This window comes from Brucella sp. NBRC 12953, assembly GCF_040369775.1.
Lineage (GTDB): Bacteria > Pseudomonadota > Alphaproteobacteria > Rhizobiales > Rhizobiaceae > Brucella > Brucella pseudogrignonensis.
The window spans coordinates 139,831-159,516 of sequence record NZ_BAABSV010000001.1 but is presented as its reverse complement, the minus strand read 5'-3'; the positions used below and the strand labels follow the sequence as shown (position 1 = coordinate 159,516).

The window sequence follows — 19,686 nt, the reverse complement described above, 5'->3', positions numbered from 1 at the left end:
TTCATGCGTAAAACAGCCGATGAAGATACTGACAAGAAAAAGCGCAAGCCCTTCGGGGTTTCGCGGCTCATCGGTCTTGACGCCTGGATTGACTCGGGCCTCTACAATCTGCGTTTTTATGCCCGTGAATGGTGGGAAAACATCACTATTTTCTCCCGGCGTTTCCGGGTGCGCGGCTTCCGTCGTCTCGTTGTCGAGGTTCTCGATGAAGGTTTTACGCTGGGCGTGATCGGCTCTGTCGTCATGCTCGCGCTGGCGCTGCCTGCCTTTGAGGAAACCAAGAAGGACTGGCGCGCGCAGGATGATTATGCCGTCACATTCCTCGACCGTTACGGTAACGAAATCGGCCAGCGCGGCATCCTGCACCGGCAGGCTGTGCCGATTGATGAATTGCCAGACCACGTCCTCAAAGCTGTGCTTGGCACCGAAGACCGTCGCTTTTTCGATCATTACGGCATTGATTTCTGGGGGCTGAGCCGTGCGCTGAGCCAAAACCTGCGCGCCAACGGTGTTGTTCAGGGCGGCTCTACTCTCACACAGCAGCTTGCCAAAAATCTGTTTCTTTCCAATGAGCGCACGATCGAACGCAAGATCAAGGAGGCTTTCCTTGCAATCTGGCTTGAAAGCAATCTGAGCAAGAAAGAGATACTCCAGCTTTATCTCGACCGCGCCTATATGGGCGGCGGCACCTTCGGCATCGCGGCAGCATCCGAGTTTTACTTTGGTAAAAACATCAAGGATGTGAGTCTCGCCGAGGCTGCCATGCTGGCAGGTCTGTTCAAAGCGCCGGCGAAGTTCGCGCCTCATGTCAATCTTCCTGCCGCCCGCGCTCGCGCAAATGTCGTGCTTTCTAACATGGTGGAAAGCGGTTTCATGAGCGACGGACAGGTGGCAGTTGCGCGCCGCAACCCGGCCAGCGTCATCGACCGCGCCAAAAATGAAAGTCCGGACTATTTCCTCGACTGGGCTTTTGAAGAGGTGAAGAAAATCGCGGGTAACGTGCCGCAACACACACTGACGGTTCGGACTACGCTCGATCGTAATATCCAGAAGGCAGCAGAAGAATCGCTCGAATTCCATCTGCGTCAGTACGGCAAGGACTATAAGGTTTCCGAAGCTGCAACGGTCGTCATCGCCAATGACGGCTCGGTGCGAGCGCTAGTCGGCGGGCGCGATTACGGCGAAAGTCAGTTTAACCGTGCAACAAAGGCGCTGCGGCAGGCTGGATCATCCTTCAAGCCATATGTTTATGCAGCTGCGATGGAGAAAGGCATGACGCCGAACACCATCGTTTCCGACGCGCCAATCAGCTGGGGCAACTGGTCGCCACGCAATTATGGCCGCAGCTTTGCCGGTCGCGTGGACCTGACAACCGCGCTCGTGCGCTCGTTGAACTCCGTGCCGGTTCGGCTGGCGCGCGATCATCTGACGACCGCACCGATTGTAGCGCTCACCAAGGCAATGGGCGTGGAATCACCCATTTCCTCGCACAAGACCATGGTGCTTGGTACGTCCGAAATGACCGTGATGGATCAGGCGACAGGCTTCAATGTCTTCCCGAATGGTGGGATGGCTGGCAACCGTCATGCCTTCACGCAGATCGTCTCTTCGGAAGGCAAAGTCCTCTGGGACTTCTCTCGCGATGCGCCCAAACCACATCGGGCGCTGTCCGAGAAAGCGGCTTTTGAGATGAACTCGATGCTGGTGCAGGTGCCTGAACGCGGCACAGCCCGCCGGGCAGCACTTCCAATGACGCGCGTTGGCGGAAAGACCGGCACGACACAGAATTATCGTGACGCCTGGTTTGTAGGATTTACCGGCAATTTCACTGCCGCTGTCTGGTTCGGCAATGATAATTTCACGCCGATGAAGGATCTGACCGGCGGTGTGCTGCCTGCCATGGCCTGGCAGCGAATGATGAATTATGCCCATCAGAATATCGAGCTGAGGCCAATTCCGGGCATCACGCCCGCCTTCCCTGCACCGGCCAAGACGGCTGAGCCAAAGGTTGCTGCAACCGGAAAGCCGGAAGAGATGATGTCGGCACCACCGCGCGTTCTGTCACCTGTCGCCACGAAGGCGCTCAAGGAACTCAACGACAAGATTCGCAACGCGCCACCTGTGCCTGCACTTGCCGGGCGCTCGAAAGTATCGGTACTCTGAGCGCCTTATGCTGAAGACTATTCTCAAAGTTCTGGTGGTTCTGGTCATCTCGCTTGGCGGGGGCATCTGGGTAACAGATTACACCCTCGACAATTTCGATGGTTTTGGTGAGTTGCAGCTGGGTGCATGGAGTGCTTACCCAGCTTCCGGCACGACAGACGCCGATCCTTATTCAAAAGCGCGCGCTGCCCGCAAAGCCTACCTCGCTATCGGCACAGCAGAAGGCCTCCCCTTCTATGCGCGCCGTGACAGCAATGGCAGGGAGCTGCGTCGTGGGTGCAGTTATCGTTTGACCGGCCTTACACCATCAACGCGGTTCTGGACGCTTTATCCAGCCAACACCAATCTGGAGCCTATTGTTCCTCGCGAAGGTCTTCAGACAGCGCTGCATTCGCGTGAGATGCTCTATGACAATGACGGGCGCGTGCAGGTTACGGTTGGTCCGAATGCAAGCCCGGACAATTGGCTTCCCGTTGAAGGTAGCGGCAACTTCGTTCTGGTGATGACGCTTTACGACACGCCGGCTGCAAGCTCTTCCGGCCTCGTCGATCTTGTCATGCCCCGTATTGTGCCGGTCGCAAATCTGGAGGCATGTCGTGGCTAAAGTCCTGCGTTTACTGCTTCTTGGCCTGATCGGTGCTGCAATCGTGCATATTGCTGTCCTGCTGCTTGTCCCGCTTTATTCGAGCAAGAATGCATGGTCGCATCTGGAAGCTTTAGGTGATACCTACCGCTTCCACCTTCTATCCGAAAAATCAGGGTTGATAAGTGATCAGGACCCGCTGATGGAGCAGGCTGCCTGTCGGTTTGATTTGTCGGAAGGGCCGGTCCACATCACGACGAAAGGCGCCACGCCCTTCTGGTCACTATCTGTCTATGCTCCCAATGGTGACAATCTTTACAGCCTCAACGACAATGTATCGGCCGACAAACAGCTTGATCTCATTATCGCTGACCCGATTGGCATCGCTGCTCTTCGCTCTGAAGGCGTGCAGAATGATGGACGCTCGATCATTATTGAGCAGGATGTAAGCGAAGCCGCAGTGGTTCTGCGGAGTTTCATTCCCGATGCAAGCTGGCGTCAACAAGTGCAAAACTTCTTCACGCAAGCGAGCTGTGCGCCGTATGAAGCGAGCTACAGCGGTTCCAGTTAAGAAAGAATCGTTGGAACCGCTGTAAGCTTTGGTTTTTAAACTTGCCTTTATCCCGAAACTGGTTCCCATTTTCGGGAGACATGCTGTCGTTAACTACCTGCAAAACAGACACTTTCCTACTCACGGTTAATGAGTTGCTAAGGCTTCATGCCTATTATCCAGTCTGCCGACATGCGGCAGGCCGCGTTAATAGTATTAGCCTACCGGAGTACCTTGCGTGACAAACGATCAGTTCCGCGTCCTGGAAGAGATTTCAGGCAATCGGAACCAATCAAATTTGAGAGCTGATGGGAGCAAAGCAGATGACCTTCTTGGCGCTGCTATAGCTGCGTTTGCCTCAATCACACGCCCCGGACGGCATGATGCCCACCAACTTGAAGATCTTGCATTTCCGCTGCTTGAACGCGCAACTATGCGAGGCAAGCGGCAGGCCGCTTCTGCGCTGGCACAGATTGAAGACGCGCCACGACGTCTCGTATTGTCGCTCGCAAGCGAACCTGTCGAAATCTCCGCACCGATTCTTTTGCGTTCGCCTGTGCTACGGTCTGAGGATCTCGTCGATATCATCGGCAAGAACGGCCTTGCTCATGCCCGCGCCATTGCCCGCAGACAATCCGACGATGCGTTGTTGAAAGGCGTGTTACGCAGCTTCACCGATCCGGTTATTGATAGGCTGTTGGCCTTACAGGAAAACCTTGCTGGGCTCGGAACCGATAAGACTGAAATCCAGCCTACCATCAATGAGGCCGAAAGATCAGAAGGCGAGCTGCCGCATCAGCCATCGTTTTTCAACTCTGGTGCCTTATCCAGCCCGGAACATCTCATCGATACAGCCCTTCTGATCGACGACCAGATTTTCCGCACGGCATTGGCTGATTCTCTCGACGTATCATTTGAGCGTGCCGATCACATTATCGGCCAGTGGCCCGCCTCACATTTACCTATCGCCTTGCGTGCGCTTGGCTTGTCTGCTTCTGAATGTTTCATGGTCATGTCTGCCGTGCTTGGGCCAGTGGCCGCTGATCGCGAAGGCCTACGCGAATTCATTCAGATTTATCGTTCAATCGATCAGGAAAAGGCTGTCATGCTCGTGCGCCGATGGAAGGCAGATGACATGTCCAAACTGCTTCGCAGCAAGTTGCGCGAGATGGTAACGGCTACGGATGACGAGGCCGCAACGAAGCGTTCAACCTTATAGCTCGTCTTTCGAGACTGAGAAAAAGCCCTCAGGATCGGCAATATCTTCGAGCTCTATAAGCCAAAGATCGGGATCAAATCTGACCTCTCGATCCATGCGTTCTGATGCTTTAACGTCATCGACATCATGAAGAATGCGCAGAAACATGCGCTCTCCGTCTGTGTTTTCCTCATAGGACGTTTGCGGCGCAGGTGAATAAAGATCACATGTGCCAAAGCGCGAACTTACCTTGATGAAAATTGCACCGGCTTCTTTAGAACCGCGGCGGGCGAGATACGCAAAGCCGCCCTCGCCCTGAACTTTGCGTATGAGTGCCGAAACCCAGAAATCCGATGTCAGACGCATAGTTTACCCTGCATCAACTGATGAGACCGATCTCACGCATCTTAGAAATCAGTGCGGCATCCACTTCGCCGGTGACACGAAGATTGAACAGCTTCTGGAACTCGCGAATCGCGTCCTGCGTGGATTTACCCGGAACACCATCAACGCTCACCATTTCGTTGCCGAAGGCTTTGAGGCCTGCCTGCACCCGCACGATATCCTGCGAGGAAATCTTTGCCTGCTGTTGTACGGCAGGTTCTGCAGCCAGCTGCTTCTTTTCCTGCCTCGGCTTGCTTTCCAGCGATGCAAGGTCAGGTGCACGTTTTGCTGATGCGTCGATTTTCAAAACTGCCGGTTCAGGCCTTGGGGACGGCACCGCTAAATCAATCACCTTCGCGACATCATCTTCATTCGCCGTCTGCACCGCGCCACTTTGTGCCGGAACGCCCACCTTCTTTTGAAGTGCCTGCCAACGCTCAATTGCTTCGCGTGTTTGCGGACCGGTAAATCCGTCGACAGCACCTTTATAGATGCCGAGCGTCAGCAATCTTTGCTGCAGTCGAGCAATTTCAATATCGGCATTTGGCGCAAGGGCGGGCAGCATTTCATCAATCGAGCCGGTCGTTTGCAGCCGATCAGGAGACAGGTCCGCAGTTTCCGTCGGTTGCTGATCTGGCTTCGTCTCAGCCGTTGCGGGTGTTTCCGCATTTGCCGTTTGGGTAGGTGCTGTTTCCTCAGACTTGTTGGCAGCAGCCGTGCCCGGCAGAACCGCACGCGGCGTTGCCTTGAACACAAAGTCCGCACGGGTTTTGAAGAAGACGGCATTGTGCGCTTCTGGCTGGTACCAAAGCGCATTGGCTGAAACAAAGCCCATCACCACAGCAAAGGCCGTCGCACCACCGGTTAGCACGGGGTTGCGCACAATGAATTCGCCAGCAGCTATCGCCAGCTTAGAAGCAGAATTGAAAAAGAACTGAAGGAGGCGGCGACCGAGACTATGCCGTTTTGCGGGTTTGCGCATCGATCCGCTCTGGGCCTTGGTCCCGGTTTTCGTCTTTCTGCCACTCATTAATCCGTTCTCCCTGGTGACGGTGGATATCAATCACCGTGCCAAGCTTCTGTTGATCTTCTTCTCCCAAAGAATCCTGCTCAAGCAGTTTTTGCGGGCCTGCGACTGGCAGAAGAACAGTTACGACCGTTCCCTCACCCACACAGCTCTTAATGGTCATCGAGCCCTGATGAAGCTCGACCAGCCCCTTGACCACTGAAAGGCCAAGTCCACTTCCCTCTTGCGCGCGCGTATAATTATTGTCAGCTCGCACGAAAGGCGATCCAATGCGCTGCATATCTTCCGGTTCAATACCGATACCTGTATCGGCGACGATGATTTCCAACTGTGGACGTCCATCAATCATAACGCGGGTAGCGTCGATGGTGACGCAGCCGCCAGTCTCGGTAAACTTCACCGCATTGGCAGCAAGATTAAGCAAAATCTGCTGGACTGCGCGGCGGTCAGCAACGACCTCACCGGTTGTCGCGTTCACACGATGACAGAAGGCAAGACCCTTCTTTTCAGCGAGCGGCAGCATAACCGCTGCACACAGTTCAGCAGCATCGCGGAAGCTGAAGCTCTGCGGTTCGATCCGATAAGTGCCGGTTTCCAGCCTTGAATTATCAAGGACCGAATTGACCAGCTCGAGCAGATAGTGGCCCGACTTGTGAATGAGACCGGCATATTCACGCTGCTTTTCGTTCTGCAGCTGGCATCCCATTTCATGCGACAGCATATCGGAGAAGCCGATGATCGAATTGAGCGGCGTACGCAGCTCGTGGCTGACAGTTGCGAACAATCGACCTTTGCCGATGCGTTCCGCTTCAAGCTGCGCCTTCAGCGCATTGATTTCCTCAATGAGCTTCTGCTCACCTTCAAGCGAACGTCCGATCAGCGTGATCACGCCATTCATAGCCGCACCATCCATGCGGAATGACAGAAAGACCGGGCTACCGTTTTCAAGTGTGCGCAGGCGGATATCAGCTGCGCGGGCAGTGCGCAACGAGCGCAGGTCTGCGAGAAGCGACAAATATTGCACGCGATCAGCCACATGAACGCGATCAATCAGTGCTGTGCCTTCCAGCATCTTGGGTTCGACGCCCAGAACAGCGGCAGACTTCGCATCAATTTCCGATACAATACCTTCTGCATCCATCGAAAGCTGCACATCGCCTTCAGCAACGACAGGCTTGTTCAAAGTCTGTGGCGCCGCTGTTATCGCGCTTCGGATCATGAAGCTGCGCGCAACGAGGCTCGCCATGTAAAGCATCAAAACAAGCAATGAGACCGATGATACACCAGCAACGGTGGCGCCGCCGATCAACCCAAACGCACTTAGTACGGAAGCCGCAACAACTGCGCCGCCAAGTGTTGCCATAGGCTTGCGGCTCACAAACCATGCTTCCAACGGCAAAGCTGCAGCCATAAGCCAAAGCGTGACATTGCTGGTATTCGCGAAGGCCGCAATTGAAACCAGCCCTGCGCCATAGGCGGCAAAATTCAGACCACCAAGGACTGCGGCACTCAAGCCCATCAGGCTTAGCGCACAAAAAATCATGGCAACGCCTGCAAGGCTCGCCGCGAGAACGGCTATGGCTGCAACATCAGTCACTACGCCGGATGCGAGTACCGCAGCAAACAAAAGAACCGGGAAAAGCATGAATGAGCCGACGACGCGAATCGCAGACGCGTCTGATTGCTCAGTCCAGCGCTGACAGAAACGTTCGTGAAAACGCGCGAGCGCCTGCACCTGCGTGCCTACGATCTGTGCTGCGTTCAAAAGAATGGCGTTCAACTTGCCTTACTCACTCAATACTCGTTTGGCTTCACCATCAGGGATCAGCCCGTCGACAGTAGAATTGCAGGTGAGGCTTTAAAGAAACGATAAAACTGAACCGTGTTGCGTCCATTGAGCCAAAATCTGACGGTTCAGAGGCCGGGTTTTTTCACTATGGTAAACAGAAGGTAGACAAGTGACATCAAGGCCTTCGGCTCTCGGCATTTGTTTCATGTCATGAATGCGTCGAATCCGTCAGTTACGGAATCTTTTCAAATTCCGTAGAAAATAGCCCCGAAGCTTCCGATCAACATTTTTGAGCTAATGATCCGTTTTCTCATCAAATCCGCAATCTGGCTGTCGCTGGCATTCATGGTGATGCCGCACTTCTTTCCTGCGGATCAGGAAAACACATCGACGAAGAACAGCGCTCCGGTTCAAACCAAAGCGGAGCCGGATTCGATTGACCAATTGCTCAATAATGGCAAAACGGCGCTGGAACTGGGCAAGCTTTGCGTAAACAACCCTGCTTTGTGTGAAAACGGCGCGTCTGTTCTTTCCAGTGCCGCGAGCGGTGTGCTGGAACGCAGCGGCGGAGTACTTGAATATTTAAGCGATCGCTTCGGTACAAAGCCGCAGACTGTGTCGCCAGTTACTGTAACGCAGGACACAACGACGGAGCAGCCCACGAAAAGCTTACTCCATGCCATTCCGATCCCTACGCCACGCGCTGAAGCACTGCGCGCACTTGATCATTCTTCCACAGGTGCAATTCCCGCACGCAAGTGATGCTTTTCCGTGACCTTTGTCACATTTATCCCTATATAGACGGCATATCCGGGATCAAATCTGAGCAAATATCATGACCACCACAATCGACAGCATTATCTCCGACTTCGAATTTCTCGACGATTGGGAAGATCGCTATCGCTATGTGATTGATCTTGGTAAGGAATTGCCAGCCTATCCAGATGATGCCCGTGACGCGGCGCATAAGGTTCAAGGCTGCGTCAGCCAGGTGTGGCTGAAGACTATTCCACATGAAGGCAATGATCCGGTTGTCGAATTTCTCGGCGATTCTGACGCCCATATCGTCCGCGGCCTCGTCGCTATTGTGCTTGCATTCTATTCCGGTCGTAAAGCGTCTGAAATCGTCGCTTCCGATCCGGAAGAGGTGCTGAAGAAGCTCGGACTTGATGAGCATCTTACGCCACAGCGTTCAAATGGTCTTCGCTCCATGATCGCGCGCATCCGCCGCGATGCAGCAGCATTGAAAGTCTCAGCCTAAAGCATTTCCTGTTCAGATTGAATCATTGGAAATGCTTTATCTGGTTGTTTTTAGGCGCATCTTATTCCGAAAACCGGTTCCCGCTTTTCGGGAGACGCTCTAGCAATTTTTCGACGGCAAGAGCTGCAGCAAACAACAACTTGTCGGCACCGTTTCGGGCTGTCAGCATGAATCCTGCTGGCATTCCTTTAACCGGCATCGGCAGAGTGATGCTGCAAAGGTCGAATTGATTGGCGATCTGCGTGTTACGCAGCAGCAATCCTTCAACACGGTCATATTCAACGGGATCTTCGCTGACAGACGCAATCGTCGGCGCAACAATTGGCGTCGTGGGGGTTACGAAGAAATCCATGCCACCCAATCGCCGGTCCATTTCCTGAACCAGATTTTTCCGCGTCTGCATCAGGTCTTCATATGCCTGATCTGAGACATTCAAGCGTTCTGCAAGCGTGTACTTCACCCGATGATCAACATTTGCATCCGGGTCTTTGAGCCAGGTGTCAGCATGAACATGGCTTGCTTCAATACCGGCAATCGAACCAATCCGTGCTGCTTTGCGCAGCTCTAAGATAAGATCGTTGACCTCAAGCGAGACGATCCTCACGCCCGCATTTTTGAGAGCGTTTAACGCCTCACCAAAAGCTTCTGCTACTTCCGGCTCCATATCAGCCAAGAGCACGCCTTCCGGCAAACCAACCGTTAGCGTGCTCAAATCTGCAGCATCAGGCAGAACAGGCGCTTCGCCAGCCATTATCGCATCCGTCACAATGCAATCGGCAACGGTCTTCGCCAGAGGGCCGATAGAATCAAGTGAGGGGGCCAGTGGAAATGCGCCATCCAGCGGAATGCGTTTAGCGGTAGGTTTAAAGCCAACCACACCATTCAAAGCGGCAGGGATTCGCACAGAGCCGCCAGTATCTGAACCTATGGCGATTTCGCTCGTACCTTCTGCAACCGAAACTGCCGCCCCCGACGATGAACCACCAGGAACGCCCGTTGGGTCCACTGCATTGGCTGGCACGCCGTAATGGGGGTTTAATCCGACTGCAGTAAAGGCGAATTCCGTCATATGCGTTTTACCGACAATGATCGCGCCCGCATCCCTCAAACGTTGCACAATGAGGGCATCATTGGTGGCAGGCGATCCAATTTTACGCACGATGGAACCAGCGAGCGTTGGCTCGCCAGTTACATCGAATAGATCCTTGATCGATACAATCCGACCGTCCAGAGGTCCGCGGGAACGTCCTTCTTTGATGCGCTGATCAGCGGCATCGGCTTCATTACGCGCGGTTTCAGCATAAATTTTAACGAAGACACGTTCGGTTTTCGCTCGAGCTTCAAGCTCTGCAAGAACTCGTTCAAGACTTTGCCGATTGCTTTGCATTTTCACCCCCGCTGCTAATGCTTTGTTGTTCAAAGTCTTCAAAGGGTCAATGCGGTCAAAATGAGCACCCCCACTCAACCCTGGCTGGGACGAGCAGTCGGACGATAATCGTCCGCACCCCAATGCAGCACTGTCGGCGACCTATGTTCGACTGCGCGCGGCGGATTATAGTGCCTATTCAGCATTGCCAGCCCCATTTTTAGCAACATCTTCCCTGAACGCACCGGCCATTGACGCTCACGCTCGACTGTTTCCAATCCCTTCAGGAAGCAACAGATATCAATCAGGACCCCGCTAAGTTCGGGGCCAACCGCTTCCAGCGCACGCTCCACACGGATTCTGCTCGCCAGTGCAATATCAGTCAGCTCGGCCATCCCGCCGGGACCGGAACGACCCGAATTGCCCACACTTGCATCCCATCGCGCAGAAATCGAAGGCATTAAAGAACCGCGCGTGAAATCAGCTCTTAGGCGCTCGCCTGCCCGAAACTCGTCCTCAGAAATGAAGCTGCAACCATCGGCACTTCTAAGGCGATAAAGCTTTGCGAGCGGAGATTCGGCTGGATTAATTTCAACAGTCTCCCCCTGCTCCGTTTCAATTGTCTGACTGACCCGTGCTGTCTTTGCTGGTTTGGCACATTTTGCAGCGACCTTGCGGATTGGCCCAGAGAGAGCCAGGCGCTGGCCATCACAGATGATGACGCCGCGCTTCTGCATTTCGCTGATCTCGATACGCGTTGCGGCAATAGTTCCCTGCTCGCCAACCAGCAATACATGCGTTTCGCGAACGGAATCCTGCATTTCGCAGCCGCCTTGCTTTAAAAAGCGGACCAATCTTGTTTCAGAAGCTGATAACGCCACACTCATGCTGCCATCCTCCAAGCCGAGAACCCTGAATTCACAACCTTTTCAAGTGTGGAAACCACTGCATCGAAATCTTCGTCATCACGTCTGTCTTCAACAAGATGACACGCATAAACAACAGTGCTCCTGTCTCTCGAAAACCCACATGCAACCTCGCTCATCACCATTCCAAACGATGTGTGCGCCAGATACATTCCGATCTGTCTGACCTGTGCTACTTCTCTTCTGCATCTTAGCGGCGAGCGCAGTTCAGCGCCGCTTACAGAAAAATGTGCCGACAACAAATCGATCAACGCGTAACAGAGTTCCACGCTTTTTTCCTGGCGCCTGCGACCCAACGCACGACCAGAATTATCTATCCTGAGGGCTCGACCGTGTCGCGCCGCAATCACCTTCAAAGCCTCAAGAGCTTCAGCCCGGGTATGGATGATATCTGTTAGTTCCAAAGACATTCATCTTTCCTCACCGTAATAGGAATATCTTCTTATAGTGAGGAATTTGCAAGCGTGGATAAGTTTTTTACAACAGAAAATTGATACCGCGTCTAACAAAATTATAAATAATAGGAATTTATCCATCAAACCGCGAAATGCGCGATCCTTTCGGCACCAAATTAAGCCGACGAGGAGTATGATAATGGAATTAGCCCTAAGAGAAGCAACCCAAACCTTTTTGAACGCGCGCAAAGAAGAGCGCATGAGCGCGATACAACGCGCAGCGCTGCAAATCATAGCAGGGATTGATATGGATAAGCTTCTCCGCGCCCCAGCTGAGGAGCAGCGGCAGGCAAAAGGCCGCCTAAACCGCCTTATCGAACGCGAACGTCTTCGTGGTGTTCGCGGGCACTGGAGCTATGATCTTAATCGACATATTGCATTAAAACAGGCTTTGGACCGGCTATGCGGGATAAAAGCAAAGCAAAAGTCGATGCTATAAATTCAAATGAATAATGGCCCGGAGAGCATGAAGGTTACCTCATGTATTCCGAGCCATCATCAAACAAATCGCATGTCAGTATCGAAACACAAGCTTCCGATACCAGGATTTGATTACAGCGGCTCCAGTTCAGACTGAATCGTTGGAACCACTGTAACTGTTTGGTTTTACGCATTATCCAAAGCAAAACTGCTTCGCACTCTTGCTGGAAACGCTATAATTATGCGTCCTTAGGCTTGCGGCCCAGACCCATTTTCTTTGCAAGACGCGAACGTGCTGCAGCATAGTTTGGAGCAACCATCGGGTAGTTAGGATCGAGATCCCACTTTTCACGGTACTGTTCTGGCGTCATGCTGTAATGAGTCATCAGGTGACGCTTCAGCGACTTGAACTTCTTACCATCTTCCAGGCAGATGATGTAATCGTCAGTAACCGACTTCTTTGGATTGACGGCTGGCTTCGGCTTTTCAACAACGACCGGAGCTTCTTCACGCTCAACGTGACGCTTGAAAGCAGAATGCACTTCCGAAATCAGGAGAGGCAGTTCGCTCGCACGAATGGAGTTGTTTCCGACGTAAGCAGCAACAACATCAGCAGTAAGGCTGAGAAGCAGTTCTGCGCTTTCGTCGTAAATTTCAGGGTTTTCCATTGTATTTCCTTTTTTTGTCTTTGCTTTTTATCAAGCAGACTGCGACTCTCAAAACCGATTGCCGTCTACGCGAATTCTTATGCCCTGCCCAACTCATTTCGCGATGCGAATACCAATGAATAGTGCCATTTGCAATAGAATTGTCAAACCACTTTACATTAATGGAATTGATTTCTTCTTGGTTGTGCAAATACAATGTACTTAAACACAAAAAACCAATTCCCGTTCAGACTAGAGCGTCGTGCGCCCTCTTGGGCGCACAAAGGTCGCTCTAACAATCTATATTTACAGCATAACGTTACCTTAAACTGATTCAAGTTTAAGGAATTATGCTGTAGCCAAACGCGTTTGCCGCTATTTTCAGCTCAGCCATATATTTTTAAAGATGGGGGGATTTGCATCTCTTTTCCGCAGCTTCATTAATTTGTAGCTCACACATAAGCAATAGTTTTTTTCTGCCAAGTCTATTTACCCACGCCACTACAAACACAATTTATTGATTGCGACCATGAACAGGGAGTCGGGCAGCAAAAAGGCATAATTATAATATATTTCATTCAGATCAGCTCGCATTTGGCTTATCCACCAACTATATAATCGCTACGAAACGCAGAGCACATGCAGGCATCTAAGCGCACAAGCAATTCAACAATATATTGAAGAGTTTATGTCCGTTTGCACTGTGCCGCATTCAAATCCATACGGCTTCGCTCAAGAGAGGAGATATAGATGTCTAGCTCTACCGATCAAACCCGCCCATTGAAGGTCGTGAAGACCGATGCGGAATGGCGCGAACAGCTTACGCCGATCCAGTATCAGATCACCCGTCAGCACGGCACGGAACGCGCTTTTTCAAGCCCGAACTTCGACAGCTCCTTACACGGCACCTATCGTTGTGTTTGCTGTGACCGGCCACTCTACAAGTCGGAAGCTAAATACGAGTCCGGTACTGGCTGGCCGAGCTTCTTTCAGCCGATCGAACCAGATGCCGTCTCAGCATTTGAAGATCACTCCTACGGTATGAACCGCACGGAAATTCGTTGCTCGGATTGCGATGCACATCTGGGTCACGTTTTCCCGGACGGCCCTCCGCCAACTGGCCTGCGCTATTGCATGAACGGCAATGCACTGATCTTCGATCAGGATTAATTCCTGTGCTTCACAGTCCGGACCGGCACAACGGTTCGGACTGATTTCATTTGCTTTTTACTGGATTTTACATGCCACACGACACCAATTTTCCTCAGCCACCAAAAGCACCAAAGCACCCCGCGAGCGACACGCGCCACGGCATCACCCGAACTGATGATTATGCCTGGCTCCGCGCTGACAACTGGCAGGAAGTGTTCAAAGACCCGTCGGTTCTGGCATCTGAAATCCGCGAGCATCTGGAGGCGGAAAATGCCTACCAGACCACTTTGATGCAGGACACAGATGCACTTCAGAAGCAGCTTTTTGCTGAGATGCGCGGTCGCATCAAGGAAGACGATTCATCCATTCCTTCAAAGGATGGCCCCTATGCTTACGGCGTATCCTATCGCACCGGCGGCGAGCAGCCTTACTTCATTCGCACCCCGCGCGATGGCGGTGATGAAACCATTCTGCTCGACGGCGACAAGGAAGCGAAAGACAAGGCCTATTTCCGCCTCGCATCTGCCGATCATTCACCCGATCACAATCGTTTGATCTGGGGTTATGATGACAAGGGATCAGAGTTCTACAAGCTCAAGGTACGTGACCTCGACAGCTTGTCGGATCTCGAAGACATTCTGACGGATACCAATGGCGGTGGCAGCTGGGATGCTGACAGCAAAGGTTTCTTCTATACTTTGCTGGATGAAAATCACCGACCATCCAAGGTTTTCTACCATGAGATCGGCACAGCACAGACGCAGGACAAGCTGATCTTTGAAGAAAAGGATGCTGGTTTCTTCCTTGGCGTTGGTGGCTCGCCACTCGATGACTTCATCTTCATCGATATTCATGATCACGAGACTTCGGAATGCTGGTTGTTGCCTGCAAATGATCCATCTGCAAAACCGCAGCTGATCATGGCTCGTAAAACAGGCGTTGAATACGATATCGCGCCCGGTGGCGATGAGTTCTTCATTCTGACCAATGTTGATGGGGCCAAAGACTTCAAGATCATGCGCGCACCGGCAGCGGCACCGCAGCCTGAAAACTGGGAAGAGCTGGTTCCGGAAGTGCCGGGACGCCTGATCCTGTCGCATTCCGCCTATAAGCGGCATCTGGTCTGGATGGAACGTGATAATGGCCTGCCGCGCATCGTTATCCGTGATCGCGAAACCGGCGAGCAGCACGCCATCGCATTCGACGAAGAAGCCTATTCGCTCGGCCTGCATGGCAGCGCGGAATACGATACGGATGTTATTCGTTTCTCCTATTCTTCGATGACCACGCCTGAGCAGCTGTTTGATTACAACATGCGCACGCGTGAACGCGCACTGCTCAAAACGCAGGAAGTTCCATCAGGCCATAATATTGCTGATTACATCACACGGCGCGTTCTCGCTCCGGCAATGGATGGCGAACTGGTGCCCGTTTCGCTGATCTATCATAAGGATACAAAGCTCGACGGCTCTGCCCCTTGCCTGCTTTATGGCTATGGTTCGTATGGCATCACCATCCCGGCAAGCTTCAGCACCTCGCGTCTGTCGCTCGTGGATCGCGGCTTCATCTATGCCATCGCGCATATTCGTGGCGGCAAGGACAAGGGTTTTGCCTGGTACGAAAACGGCAAGCGCGAAAAGAAGACCAACACGTTTACGGATTTCATCGCGGCAGCAAAACACCTCGTCACGCATGGTTTCACCAGCCATGATCGCATTGTTGCACATGGCGGCTCGGCAGGCGGTATGCTGATGGGCGCTATCGCCAATATGGCACCGGAAGCCTTTGGTGGTATCATTGCGGAAGTTCCGTTCGTGGATGTGCTCAACACCATGCTTGATGATACCTTGCCGCTGACGCCGCCTGAATGGCCGGAATGGGGCAATCCGATCACCTCGGAAAACGATTATCGCAACATCGCAGCCTATTCGCCTTACGATAATGTCAGCGCGCAAGCCTATCCGCGCATTCTGGCTGTGGCTGGTCTGACCGACCCGCGCGTTACCTATTGGGAACCTGCCAAGTGGGTTGCGAAACTGCGTGAGCTTAAGACAGACGATCATCCGGTTCTTTTCCGCATCAATATGGATGCGGGACATGCCGGTGCCTCGGGTCGTTTCTCCCGACTGGAAGAAGTTGCCTACACTTATGCTTTTGCGTTGAAAGCGGTCGGAAAAGCCTGACGGCTTATGAATAAATGCAAGAAAATTGGAACTCCCGCCGGATTTTCATTCGGCGGGAGTTTTCGTTTTAATAGCATTTCCAGCAAAAGTGCGAAGCGGTTTTGCGTCGGATAATGCGTAAAAACAAACAGTTACAGCGGTTCCAACGATTCATTTTTAACTGGAACCGCTGTAACGTTCCGTTGCGAGCTTCGCTGCAGGTGACAGTCCAAGCCCGCCTGCACGTGTCCGCTTCTTCAAAGCGGCAATCAGAACTGCGAAAGCTATGAGCGCAATCACCGTATCTGCGAGCGTGAATGCAAACCAGATCGCATTAACGCCCCAGAATGCTGTAAGCACCGTTACGAAAGCAGGCAGAAGCACAAACGGCTTGCTCAATGTCAAAAGTCCTGCGCGTGCGGGCTGCCCAATGGCCTGAAAATAAAGCGCAAAAACCAAAACTGGCCCGGTGAAAAGATAAGCATAGGTCATTGGGCGAATGATCTGTGCCACCGCTTCACTCACAGCAAGGTCGTCCACAAAGATCAAGCCGATGGAATTACTGACCATCAGGACAATGATCTCAATGATGAGGCAATAGACGAACACTGTTGTTAGCGCGATGCGCAAAACAGTGTCCGAGCGCTTATAAAGACCCGCACCCACATTGTTGCCGACGATGCTCTGCATTGCGAGCGCTACGGCCATCAAAGGCAGATATGTGAAGCCGAATATCCGCATTACAATGCCATAAGCCGCAACGTTCAACGCATAGTCCGAGCCTTCGGAAAAACGAAGCGCGCTGATCACAAAGGCCGTGCTCAACGCAATGCCAATAAAGCTCAAACTCAGCGGAGCCCCAAGACCCGCAATACGTCCCCAACCGCCGACCCAGGAGTTGTGCCACAAAGCATTGAGCGAAATCGTACCCTGCTTGAATTGCCTGAAACCAAGTAGCAACAACAAGCCAAGAGTTTGAGCAAAAACCGTACCCAAAGCCGATCCGGCAATGCCAAGCTCCATCTTCGCAATGAAAATGTAGTTCAGTGCAATATTGGCGAGCGTCACGCAGACCGACATTATCGCGATCAGGCCAGCTCGCCCCTCATTGCGCCATGCATCGGCATGAAGGCCAAGGACAAATTGAAGCGGCAGCGCTAGAATGGTGATGAACAGAAAGAGATATGCCATTTCTGCAAGCGCCATATCGCCGTCCGCCATACCATTGATAAGCGGGCGCCCAACCAGAAAAAATAGCGCAATCAAGCCCAACGCGATGATAAGTGCCAGACCATGAGCGCGTGCAAAGGTTGCTTCCGCCTCTGAAATCCTGCGGCCACCAAGCTGCCTTGCCATCTGGCTCGACATGCCGCCGCTGACCAGCGTTGACATGGCAATTGTGAGCATAATTGCTGGGAAGACCAGACTGACTGCAGCCATGGCTCTGGCACCAACAAAATGGCCCAGGAAGATTGCATCGACCACGCTCAGCAAGCCGTTCATCACCATGATGAGCGTCATGGGCAGCACATTGGTCAGAAACACACGCCCCGGAGAAGCGTGCAGAAAACGATTATCGAGTGATTGTCCCGAAGACATCACAGACTCCTCAAATCACATTTCAATTGCGATGGGTGCCTGCATTACCACCAACGAAATGCTTCGAGGGTGAAGATATCAAAAGCCGGGCTTCACCGAGACATTCGTCTGCAGGCGGCAGGTGCCGGAACCGTGCTGCTGTCTATAAATAACGATGCCTTCCGTCAACAAGATTAATACTTAAGAAGTGAACGTACTTTCGATCTTAAGCCTAATTTAGTGAACAAATATCGGAACTTGTAAGAAAATTTGAGATTAGAAAACTTCACCAAATGGCGTATAATCTTCTTAGAGCATTTCCAGCAAAAGTGGGAACCGATTTTGCGTCTGGAAATGCGTGAGAACAAATAGATAGAGCGGTTTCAATGGCTCAGCATTCGCCAAAACCGCTCTAGAGCGCCGTGTGCCAGACTTGGCACACAAAGGTCGCTCTAACACTTTAAAATTAGAGCATAATTTTAGCTTAAACTGATCCAATTTTAAGGAATTATGCTCTAGTTGAATAACTTCAAATAGTGGGAGTGTTCCATGTTGCGTCAGGGCTTCACCGTTTCAACGGCCGCATTGAGTTTACTGGTTTCCGCTTTTGTAGCACTACCGTCAGTATCGGCCGCCAACGCACAAGTCCGCAAAAACGTCAGCGAATTTGCGGGTCAACGTTGCAATACGCCACCACGCGGTAGCGGCGTTATTGTCGGTCAGTTCAGCGGTGTAGACGATTCACCATTTGTCAGCGATGGCGATGGGCTGGTGCCGATTGATCGCTTCCGCTGCTTCAAGACAATGGCTGAGTGTAAAGGTTGGCTCTACACAATGCAGAGCAAATACACCAATGCCGGTGCCGCAACAGTTGTTCGCTGTACGAAGCGGTAATTAGAGCGCCGTGCGCCTGAATAGGCGCGCAAAGGTCGCTCTAACACTTTAAAACTAGAGCATAATTTCATCTTAAACTGACTCAAGTTTAAGGAATTATGCTCTAGCGATTGGACGGATAGCCGTTTGAATGCGCCGGAATGGCTTTGAGATAAGCGGCAATCGCGTCTCGATCTGCGTCTGTCAGATGCGCCATATTGGCAACGACATCGGCCATCGATCCGCCGAGTGAGTCGAAATCCGGTGTGAAGCCACTTTGCAGCGCATAGGCGATATCGTTCTCGCCCCATTCGCCAATACCACCTTCACCAGAGGTAATATTGGGAACCACACCCTTGCGACCATCGCTTCCCGTTTCAGGTGAAAGCGCACCGGCCATCCATTGCTTATCATCAAGCCCGCCAATGACATTGCGTGGCGTATGGCACTCGCCACAATGGCCAAGAGCTTCCGTTAAATATTGACCGCGCTTCACCTGATCGGATGCATTTGCCAGTTCAACGACCGGCTTATCGGAAAGATAAAGCTGCTTCCAAAGACCCAATCCACGGCGGATATTGAATGGGAAGCTCAGCTTATGCGGTGGCGCTACATTATCCGACGCAGGCAGGGTTTTCATATAGGCGAAAAGGTCTGCAACATCCTGCGGCTGCATCTTTGCATAGGATGTATAAGGGAAAGAAGGGTAAAGGTGTTCCCCTGCCCGCCCGACACCTTTCAGCATGGCATTTGCAAAGTCATGCAGGGTCCAGTTACCGATGCCCTGCGCTGACGGAGAGATGTTAGGCGCAATGAATGTGCCAAAATCTGAAACCAGTTCATGTCCACCGGTGAGAACCTTACGGTCATCAGCCGACGCGCCGGGAGCAGCGTGACAGGAAGCACAGCCCCCTGCCCAGAACACATGCTCGCCCTTTGTCGCATCACCCGGCTGCAAAGCTGCAATCACCGACTGGTCCACCGTCTGAGGCGTTGTCAGTACCCAAAAGGTGGCGGCACCAATGATGACTATCGCGCCGGCAGCATATGCGAGTTTACGGACCATTGTTCTGCTAGAGCGGTTTCTATTTAAGTAGAATTGTTGAAACCGCCCTATCCCTTTGTTTGCGCATTATCTGATGCATCGAAGCG

19 protein-coding genes are annotated in these 19,686 nt (G+C 52.4%); 10 read left to right on the top strand and 9 right to left on the bottom strand.

Going from position 1 to position 19,686, the window contains the following annotated elements; all coding sequences use genetic code 11:
- Nucleotides 1–3 precede the first annotated feature (3 nt).
- The 4 genes from ABWV94_RS00815 (at nucleotide 4) to ABWV94_RS00800 (ending at nucleotide 4,515) form a co-directional block, all read left to right on the top strand.
- Nucleotides 4–2,163 carry a penicillin-binding protein 1A gene (locus ABWV94_RS00815; RefSeq protein WP_113498265.1) on the top strand — a complete coding sequence of 720 codons (2,160 nt, stop codon included), beginning with the start codon at nucleotides 4–6 and terminating at the stop codon, nucleotides 2,161–2,163.
- Between the two features lie 7 nt (nucleotides 2,164–2,170).
- On the top strand, nucleotides 2,171–2,767 hold the full coding sequence (locus tag ABWV94_RS00810; protein ID WP_113485009.1) for a DUF1214 domain-containing protein: 597 nt from the start codon (nucleotides 2,171–2,173) through the stop codon (nucleotides 2,765–2,767).
- Entirely contained in the window at nucleotides 2,760–3,317 is a 558-nt protein-coding gene (locus tag ABWV94_RS00805; RefSeq protein WP_007874158.1) for a DUF1254 domain-containing protein, read from the top strand. The genes ABWV94_RS00810 and ABWV94_RS00805 overlap by 8 nt, the downstream gene beginning before the upstream one ends.
- Before the next feature lie 217 nt (nucleotides 3,318–3,534).
- Nucleotides 3,535–4,515, top strand: coding sequence for a DUF2336 domain-containing protein (locus ABWV94_RS00800; protein ID WP_112812343.1), 981 nt, complete (start codon nucleotides 3,535–3,537; stop codon nucleotides 4,513–4,515).
- On the opposite strand, the gene ABWV94_RS00795 is transcribed toward ABWV94_RS00800, so the two are convergent.
- From ABWV94_RS00795 to ABWV94_RS00785, 3 genes are read right to left on the bottom strand one after another with little or no spacing between them, the layout of a single operon-like run.
- Nucleotides 4,510–4,860 carry a DUF1491 family protein gene (locus ABWV94_RS00795; RefSeq protein WP_064320330.1) on the bottom strand — a complete coding sequence of 117 codons (351 nt, stop codon included), beginning with the start codon at nucleotides 4,858–4,860 and terminating at the stop codon, nucleotides 4,510–4,512. The genes ABWV94_RS00800 and ABWV94_RS00795 overlap by 6 nt on opposite strands.
- Nucleotides 4,861–4,873: 13 nt before the next feature.
- Nucleotides 4,874–5,860: a peptidoglycan-binding domain-containing protein gene (locus tag ABWV94_RS00790; protein WP_039859588.1), complete on the bottom strand. Its 987-nt coding sequence runs from the start codon at nucleotides 5,858–5,860 to the stop codon at nucleotides 4,874–4,876.
- A complete protein-coding gene (locus ABWV94_RS00785; RefSeq protein ID WP_113498267.1) occupies nucleotides 5,835–7,685 on the bottom strand; it encodes a sensor histidine kinase in 1,851 nt (616 codons plus the stop codon). The genes ABWV94_RS00790 and ABWV94_RS00785 overlap by 26 nt, the downstream gene beginning before the upstream one ends.
- A 306-nt stretch (nucleotides 7,686–7,991) precedes the next feature.
- Here ABWV94_RS00785 and ABWV94_RS00780 point away from each other — a divergent pair, with 306 nt between their 5' ends.
- Together ABWV94_RS00780 and ABWV94_RS00775 are read left to right on the top strand one after the other, a co-directional pair.
- Nucleotides 7,992–8,456 (top strand): hypothetical protein, encoded by a 465-nt coding sequence (locus ABWV94_RS00780; protein ID WP_113498269.1) that lies wholly within the window; start codon nucleotides 7,992–7,994, stop codon nucleotides 8,454–8,456.
- 73 nt (nucleotides 8,457–8,529) lie between these two features.
- A complete protein-coding gene (locus tag ABWV94_RS00775; RefSeq protein WP_113498271.1) occupies nucleotides 8,530–8,955 on the top strand; it encodes a SufE family protein in 426 nt (141 codons plus the stop codon).
- A gap of 61 nt (nucleotides 8,956–9,016) precedes the next feature.
- On the opposite strand, the gene ABWV94_RS00770 is transcribed toward ABWV94_RS00775, so the two are convergent.
- From ABWV94_RS00770 to ABWV94_RS00760, 3 genes are all read right to left on the bottom strand, one after another.
- A complete protein-coding gene (locus ABWV94_RS00770) occupies nucleotides 9,017–10,342 on the bottom strand; it encodes an amidase (protein ID WP_113498273.1) in 1,326 nt (441 codons plus the stop codon).
- A 74-nt stretch (nucleotides 10,343–10,416) separates the two neighbouring features.
- Nucleotides 10,417–11,208: a DUF6456 domain-containing protein gene (locus ABWV94_RS00765; protein ID WP_113498275.1), complete on the bottom strand. Its 792-nt coding sequence runs from the start codon at nucleotides 11,206–11,208 to the stop codon at nucleotides 10,417–10,419.
- The gene (locus tag ABWV94_RS00760) at nucleotides 11,205–11,651 is read right to left on the bottom strand and encodes a helix-turn-helix domain-containing protein (protein WP_353412633.1); all 447 of its coding nucleotides are present in this window, start codon (nucleotides 11,649–11,651) and stop codon (nucleotides 11,205–11,207) included. Before ABWV94_RS00760 ends, ABWV94_RS00765 begins: the two co-directional genes overlap by 4 nt.
- 187 nt (nucleotides 11,652–11,838) lie before the next feature.
- Here ABWV94_RS00760 and ABWV94_RS00755 point away from each other — a divergent pair, with 187 nt between their 5' ends.
- Entirely contained in the window at nucleotides 11,839–12,141 is a 303-nt protein-coding gene (locus ABWV94_RS00755; protein WP_407976329.1) for a cytoplasmic protein, read from the top strand.
- Nucleotides 12,142–12,361: 220 nt separating this feature from the next.
- Here the strand turns inward: ABWV94_RS00755 and ABWV94_RS00750 are convergent, their stop codons facing one another.
- On the bottom strand, nucleotides 12,362–12,790 hold the full coding sequence (locus ABWV94_RS00750; protein WP_007874141.1) for a Ros/MucR family transcriptional regulator: 429 nt from the start codon (nucleotides 12,788–12,790) through the stop codon (nucleotides 12,362–12,364).
- 729 nt (nucleotides 12,791–13,519) lie between these two features.
- Here ABWV94_RS00750 and msrB point away from each other — a divergent pair.
- A complete protein-coding gene (gene msrB / locus ABWV94_RS00745; RefSeq protein WP_007874139.1) occupies nucleotides 13,520–13,939 on the top strand; it encodes a peptide-methionine (R)-S-oxide reductase MsrB in 420 nt (139 codons plus the stop codon).
- Nucleotides 13,940–14,010: 71 nt separating this feature from the next.
- On the top strand, nucleotides 14,011–16,104 hold the full coding sequence (locus tag ABWV94_RS00740; protein ID WP_113498277.1) for a S9 family peptidase: 2,094 nt from the start codon (nucleotides 14,011–14,013) through the stop codon (nucleotides 16,102–16,104).
- Nucleotides 16,105–16,260: 156 nt separating this feature from the next.
- Here the strand turns inward: ABWV94_RS00740 and ABWV94_RS00735 are convergent, their stop codons facing one another.
- Entirely contained in the window at nucleotides 16,261–17,682 is a 1,422-nt protein-coding gene (locus tag ABWV94_RS00735; protein WP_113498279.1) for an MATE family efflux transporter, read from the bottom strand.
- A gap of 528 nt (nucleotides 17,683–18,210) precedes the next feature.
- Here ABWV94_RS00735 and ABWV94_RS00730 point away from each other — a divergent pair.
- Nucleotides 18,211–18,555 carry a hypothetical protein gene (locus ABWV94_RS00730; RefSeq protein ID WP_064320321.1) on the top strand — a complete coding sequence of 115 codons (345 nt, stop codon included), beginning with the start codon at nucleotides 18,211–18,213 and terminating at the stop codon, nucleotides 18,553–18,555.
- Nucleotides 18,556–18,658: 103 nt separating this feature from the next.
- Here ABWV94_RS00730 and ABWV94_RS00725 read toward each other — a convergent pair whose 3' ends face one another.
- Entirely contained in the window at nucleotides 18,659–19,600 is a 942-nt protein-coding gene (locus ABWV94_RS00725) for a c-type cytochrome (protein WP_113498283.1), read from the bottom strand.
- Nucleotides 19,601–19,686 lie beyond the last annotated feature (86 nt).

Excerpts from the sequence above, each read along its gene's own strand:
- ABWV94_RS00815 (WP_113498265.1), top strand. The coding sequence starts at position 4 with ATGCGTAAAACAGCCGATGAAGATACTGACAAGAAAAAGCGCAAGCCC.
- ABWV94_RS00810 (WP_113485009.1), top strand. The coding sequence starts at position 2,171 with ATGCTGAAGACTATTCTCAAAGTTCTGGTGGTTCTGGTCATCTCGCTT.
- ABWV94_RS00795 (WP_064320330.1), bottom strand. The coding sequence starts at position 4,860 with ATGCGTCTGACATCGGATTTCTGGGTTTCGGCACTCATACGCAAAGTT.
- ABWV94_RS00790 (WP_039859588.1), bottom strand. The coding sequence starts at position 5,860 with ATGCGCAAACCCGCAAAACGGCATAGTCTCGGTCGCCGCCTCCTTCAG.
- ABWV94_RS00780 (WP_113498269.1), top strand. The coding sequence starts at position 7,992 with ATGATCCGTTTTCTCATCAAATCCGCAATCTGGCTGTCGCTGGCATTC.
- ABWV94_RS00775 (WP_113498271.1), top strand. The coding sequence starts at position 8,530 with ATGACCACCACAATCGACAGCATTATCTCCGACTTCGAATTTCTCGAC.
- ABWV94_RS00770 (WP_113498273.1), bottom strand. The coding sequence starts at position 10,342 with ATGCAAAGCAATCGGCAAAGTCTTGAACGAGTTCTTGCAGAGCTTGAA.
- ABWV94_RS00765 (WP_113498275.1), bottom strand. The coding sequence starts at position 11,208 with ATGAGTGTGGCGTTATCAGCTTCTGAAACAAGATTGGTCCGCTTTTTA.
- ABWV94_RS00750 (WP_007874141.1), bottom strand. The coding sequence starts at position 12,790 with ATGGAAAACCCTGAAATTTACGACGAAAGCGCAGAACTGCTTCTCAGC.
- msrB (WP_007874139.1), top strand. The coding sequence starts at position 13,520 with ATGTCTAGCTCTACCGATCAAACCCGCCCATTGAAGGTCGTGAAGACC.
- ABWV94_RS00740 (WP_113498277.1), top strand. The coding sequence starts at position 14,011 with ATGCCACACGACACCAATTTTCCTCAGCCACCAAAAGCACCAAAGCAC.
- ABWV94_RS00735 (WP_113498279.1), bottom strand. The coding sequence starts at position 17,682 with ATGTCTTCGGGACAATCACTCGATAATCGTTTTCTGCACGCTTCTCCG.
- ABWV94_RS00730 (WP_064320321.1), top strand. The coding sequence starts at position 18,211 with ATGTTGCGTCAGGGCTTCACCGTTTCAACGGCCGCATTGAGTTTACTG.
- ABWV94_RS00725 (WP_113498283.1), bottom strand. The coding sequence starts at position 19,600 with ATGGTCCGTAAACTCGCATATGCTGCCGGCGCGATAGTCATCATTGGT.